Origin of the sequence: Pseudomonas sp., assembly GCF_050739995.1 — a bacterium.
Taxonomy (GTDB): domain Bacteria; phylum Pseudomonadota; class Gammaproteobacteria; order Pseudomonadales; family Pseudomonadaceae; genus Aquipseudomonas.
This window is the reverse complement of sequence record NZ_JBOICG010000731.1, coordinates 1-4257: the sequence shown is the minus strand read 5'-3', so window position 1 is coordinate 4257 and position 4257 is coordinate 1. Positions and strand designations below refer to the sequence as shown.

The 4257-nt window shown below is 57.9% G+C and carries 2 protein-coding genes and 1 pseudogene; all 3 read right to left on the bottom strand.

What is annotated here, in order from left to right:
* A pseudogene (locus ACRESD_RS24660) lies at positions 1-1805 on the bottom strand (hypothetical protein); the annotation flags it as partial.
* Positions 1806-1969: 164 nt separating this feature from the next.
* Complete coding sequence (locus ACRESD_RS24655; protein ID WP_431753298.1) at positions 1970-3028, bottom strand: tetratricopeptide repeat protein; 1059 nt, start codon at positions 3026-3028, stop codon at positions 1970-1972.
* Between the two features lie 76 nt (positions 3029-3104).
* On the bottom strand, positions 3105-3998 hold the full coding sequence (locus ACRESD_RS24650) for a bestrophin family protein (RefSeq protein WP_431753297.1): 894 nt from the start codon (positions 3996-3998) through the stop codon (positions 3105-3107).
* Between the last annotated feature and the right edge of the window lie 259 nt (positions 3999-4257).

Genomic DNA, 4257 nt, shown 5'->3' with positions numbered 1-4257 from the left:
TCCATGGACTGAGCGGCGGAAGCTGCACGCAACTCTTGGATGCTTTGATCAAATGCGTTGCGGACATCCAGCATCGCAGCCTCGGTCAGTGGGTAGCCCATCCCGTTGACCACCGCCCAGTCTTTGAGCGCGACTTGCTGGGCCCGGTATTCGACCTCGCGCTGTTCAGCGGTGATCGGTGCAATGTCCGCTGCGAGCATGACTTGGGCATAGGTCATTCGTGCTGTGGCGCCTGGTGCATCCGCCTCGATCCGTGCGACGGCCGTGGCAAAGCTGACCCAACTGTAGGTGCCGAACTTCACCGCATCAGGAATGGCTTGGACCAGCAATTCCGGCGCTTGGGATGACAGCAGCAGGTGCGCTTGAAGTTGGGCTTTTTCGTAAGAGGATGACCTGCGGGTGTCGAGCAGATGATCAGTCAGACTCAAAACAATATCCGCGGCTGTTTGGCCTCCATTTCTGGTATCTGTGAGGAGAAAACCCGCCACCTGGCATTTTTGGCCCGGCTGCGTGTGTTGCGGGTCGACACTCATGGCCGCCAGCAGCCAATCATTCACGCTGCCTTTTACGGACCTGGCATCGAACTGAGCCTGAATCGCTTCGCCCAGTGCCTGGCCCTTAGGTGAGTTGATCAACCTGTTGAACACCTCACGCGGATTTTTTAGCGCAGAAGGATCGATGAACTGATTGTGCAGCAGGTACTCGAGCACATTCGAAAACGCGCGGGTGTCGATGCCATCAAAAGCGCCGTTGCGCAGGTCGGCCATCAGTTGAATCTGCGTGGTGTTTTCAACCGGAATGGACCACGCCAGCGCGCCACCGTAGTTACCGTGCTCAAGGCTAGCGGGACGTGGGGTTGCCAAAGCCCTTACAAGGCTCTCCAACTCAGCCTGATCGGCGGGGATATCCCAGCCATTGCTGTCGAAGAGTTGTTTGAGGCTGGGGGTCGTGCCAGCGTACTCGGAATGACTGTCACGATGAACCGATACATGATAATCCGCCAGGTACGTTGGGATATCGGTAGTGCCGGATTTCAGCTCATTGATCAGCGTATTGAGCGTTTCAACAACAGCATGGCGGCTATGCACATCGCCCAGCATGGCCTTTTGGTTCAGTAACGCTTCTTCGTTGCGCTGCTCGCGTAAATAGGTGAATACAGGGTCATTGATGGTCTCGAAGCCTTTTCCCGCAGCAAACGCTGCTGTGCGTTCCTGGGTGGTCAGTTGGCGACCACTGTTATGAACCCTGTAAAAATGGCTGATCAGCCTCAAGGGCGCAATGTCCCTGGTTTTTGCCTGGGCCGGCTTGAACGTCGAGAAAAGCGCGCCCGCTGCAATGATCCGTCCGGCCGCCATCAAATGACGGCTGGCGGCGGCCCACTGAGCATCATCCTGGCCCACCGTCCGTTTTATCCCGCGCGGGTCGAGTGCGTGTTTAAGGCAGAACATGATCTTGCCCGAGCCGGGATTGATTTCTACCGAATCAGGGTCAACACCGTGATCATTCATCCATTGAGTGATATCCGGTGCTTGGAAGGCGTGTCTGAGTTGCGCCCACCACTCACCGAATGTCGAATGGGCCGCGATGGGTGAGACAGTGATCTCTCTTTCATGGCCGTTCAGTGTTTTGGCCAAGGCCAGTCCGTACTGTTTTGAAAGCTCCAGGTCGCCTTGGCTTCGAGGGCTTCCAGTGATTACTTCGGGCCCGGTACTCCGATCTTCAGGAGCCTGTTGTGCGTCGGTGCGTAGCTGAGGAGTCATCAGGCTGCGGGAAGAAGAAGGCTGGATAAGCGGTATCGCCGTCATAGGGTCACTCATCAGGATGTTATGAATACTTGACCCTTTGTATTCATAAGCCCGCTGACGATTCCAATCGCTCTACGTCCAGCTGTTTCGGGATATCTCGCACTTGATTGTCTGATCATCTCCCGCGCTTTCGCCGTCAGCAGATCAAAGGTGAACGGCTAGGTCTAGAGACCTTGCTGTAATGCAGGATCGTCCGGGTTCTGCTGTTCAAGCTGTGCAAGCAGCACCTGGACGTTTTGCAATTGGCCGCTTTCTTTCCAGTAATTGACCAGCAACACCCGCGCCTTACGGTTGGCTGGGTGACGTTGAATGATGTCTTCCAACTGGCGCTGGGCGGCTTCCAATTCCTCTTGGGCATGCAGGGTGGTGGCCAGGTCGTAGCGGTAATCCTGATTGTCCGGCTCCAGTTCTACCGCCTTGGACAAGCCGAGCAGGGCATATGGGCGCTCACCGTGGTGCAACAGCCACATGCCCAGGGCATGTTGCAGGTACGCTGACTCCGGATGCTCGGCCAACTGCCGCGCCAGCAATTGGCGGGACTCTTCAGTCTTGCCTTGCTTGTCCAGCAGCTCGATTTGCGCCACCACCGCCTCCAAGTTGTCCGGTTGCAGTCGCATGGCCTGTTCCAAGGCATTTTGCGCGTCGGGCAACAACGCGCTATGGATGTACAGGCGTGCCAGCTGAATCCAGCCTTCGGCCGTCTCGGGCTGGGCCTTGAGATATTTCACGAATTCGTCGAGCACTTGCTGCAGCGGGCCGAAGTAAAGGCCCAGGGTGTCCGGTGACAGGCCGAGCAAGGCATTCGCGGCGGCAAAGCGCACGCTTTGCTCGGGATCTTCGAGTATCGGGCCCAGTAGCAACGTACGTTGCCCAGTGGGCACCAGACCGACGATGCTATGAATCGCCGCCTCTCGCACCAGTGGCGACTCACTGGCCAAGTCCTTGTCGGCGAGTTTCAGCGCTTGGGGGCTGGGGTAGTTGGGCAGTTCAGCGTGCAGGGCCGCACGGCGTTCGGGCGATAGGTCCGGCCGACCCAATTGTTGATACAACACTCGAGCCGCGCCCGGCTCGCCGTTATGCGCTTGCCGCAGCGCCTTGGCGTAGCCATGGGCGATGGCCGGCGGCACCACCGCTGGGGAAGGGCGCAAGAACAACCAGGTGATCAATACAATCAATAACAGGGCGCACAGGCCGACGATGGCGTAACGGCGTGACTTTGACATGCAGGCGTCCGAAAGCTTAAGCAGCTATTACAAAGCCATCAGCTTCGGTCAGACCAGGGCGAGTGTCAAACCCGCATCAGCTCAGCACATAGTCCATCGGCTCCAGGGCCGGTGGTAAGTCAGTTTCGCCCAGCGCGGCAAGGATCTCGCGCTCCAGGGTGCGCACGATCGCGTTGCATGGCAGATCGTTCTCGTCGAAGCCGAACGGATCTTCGAGGTCGTCACCGATTGCGTCGAGACCAAAGAACGTGTAGCTGACAATGGCGGTGAACACCGGCGTGAGCCAACCCAACGGTTCGGCCATGGCGAACGGCAGCAAAATGCAGAACAGATAGATAGTGCGATGCAGCAGCAACGTATAGGGGAAGGGCAGTGGCGTGTGCTTGATCCGCTCGCAGGAGGCCTGGACCTGGCTCAAGCCCACCAGGCGTGTCTCCAGTTGGGTGTAGCGCCAGTCACTGATCACCCCACGCTCTGCCAGCTCGGAAAAGCGCGCGCCGAGGGTTTGCAGCACGCTGTCAGGCGGGTTGGGGTGGTTGGCGTCTACCGCCATCCATGGCTGTATCGCCCGGGCTTCATCTTCATGGCGCAAACGCGCGATCAACCCATAGGCAAATCCGCACAAGCCACGTAACAGGCCGGCGCGTTCAGAGCTATCGCCCAGCACCTGGGTTTCGCGAATCAGCGAGCGTACATCGATGATCATTTGCCCCAGCTGTTTGCGGCCTTCCCACCAACGGTCGTAGCAGGCGTTATTACGAAAACTCATGAAGATCGACAGTGACAGGCCCAGCAACGTGAAGGGCGTGGCATTGACCTTGGAGAAGTAGGCGGGGTGCAGGGTTTCCACCAGCACGATCACCGACGCCAACAGGGTCACCATGAGGCTGCGCAGGGCAATGCGCCGCGCAATCGACCCCTTGAGGGAAAACAGGATACCTAGCAGGTTGGGTTTGGGACGCACGATCATCGCAAGGAGACTTCTTCGGTGGCGCAGGCCCCCAGATTAGAAGCCGACCACGCAGGCGTCCAATCACTTGGGCTGACTGGCTGATCAACGGGATCAATCATTGGCCAAACCAGTCAGTCAGGTTGATGGGTTTGACCATTGCTGCTGTGCAGCTCTGGAGTGACTATTTCCAAGGTCGCTTGAGCCATTTTTAAGGAAGCAATGATGCAGATTGAAAACAAGGTATTCCTGGTCAGCGGCGGTGCCTCGGGGCTTGGGG